We start from the raw sequence: 1,122 nt of genomic DNA, 5'->3' as shown, positions 1-1,122 counted from the left end.
CATGGCCCTGTCCGAGGGCCAGCGCGCAAGAAACGCCACCCTCCGTCTGCCCCGGTCACCCCGCGACAGCACCAGGCGGTGATGGAAGCCCAGGAACTCAAGACCATCCCCTCCCACCTGTAGGTGAACGATACGGGTCTTGGCTGCCTTGGTCTCCAGCCCCAGATCAGCGAGCAACCGGACCAGACAATCCATCGCCCGCACCGCCTGATCCTCCGACCAGCACATCACGACGATATCGTCCGCGAACCGGACCATCATCCCGTCCCCGTCGTCCCATTCCCGGTCAAGCCGGTTCAGGTAGACGTTACAGAGTAATGGGGACAGCGGCCCGCCCTGGGACATTCCGCTGACCGGCCTCCGGACCTCGCCGTCGCGCATCACGCCGGCACGCAGGACAGCACGCACCAACCTGAGCATCGCCTGGTCGCAGACCCGTTCCTCGATCGTCTGCATCAACCCTTCGAACGGGATCGCCGTAAAGCAATCAGCGATATCCGTCTCCACCACCCACCGACGGCCCTTCCCGCACGCATCCACCAGCACTTGCAGTGCGTCATGAGCCGAGCGCCGCGGGCGGAACCCGAACGAGCACCCGGCCATGTCCGCCTCGAAGACCGGCTCGAGCACGATCTTCACGGCGGTCTGCACCACACGGTCGCGGACGGCAGGGATCGACAGCGGCCGGGACGCACCCTTGTCCCCCGGCTTGGGAATTTCTACCCGGCGCACAGGCAAAGGACGGTACCCCCCTTCCCGCAATTCGCCGCCCAGCTCGTCGAGAAGACGGGACACCCCGTACTCCTCGACCTGGGCAATGGTGGTCCGGTCAATGCCCGGCGCGCCCCTGTTGGCGCGCACCAGTGCCCACGCACGCTCCAGGACGTCCCCACGGTGGACCTTGTCCGAGAGCGCATGGAACCTCCGCCCGGGATCGGCCTTGGCCGCCCGGTACAGCGTGTGCTGCAAGACACGGACCGGATCCACTCGGGATCCCGAAGCGGCGGGAATAGCAGCAATGGCACTCACCGAGCCCCTCCTTCCAACTCCACGCGTCGACGAAGCAGCGGCCCTTCCCTCACCGCCGGTTATGTTGTCCGGCCGGCTCGAACGGTAATATGG

The 1,122-nt window shown here is 66.2% G+C and carries 1 protein-coding gene; it reads right to left on the bottom strand.

Features of this window, described 5'->3' with window-relative positions:
- The coding region (gene ltrA / locus BMG523DRAFT_RS22355; RefSeq protein WP_235463417.1) for a group II intron reverse transcriptase/maturase at positions 1-969 on the bottom strand (969 nt) is incomplete at its 3' end.
- Between the last annotated feature and the right edge of the window lie 153 nt (positions 970-1,122).

This window comes from Frankia sp. BMG5.23, assembly GCF_000685765.2.
Taxonomy (GTDB): Bacteria; Actinomycetota; Actinomycetes; order Frankiales; family Frankiaceae; genus Frankia; species Frankia casuarinae.
This window is presented reverse-complemented; position numbering and strand designations above follow the sequence as displayed.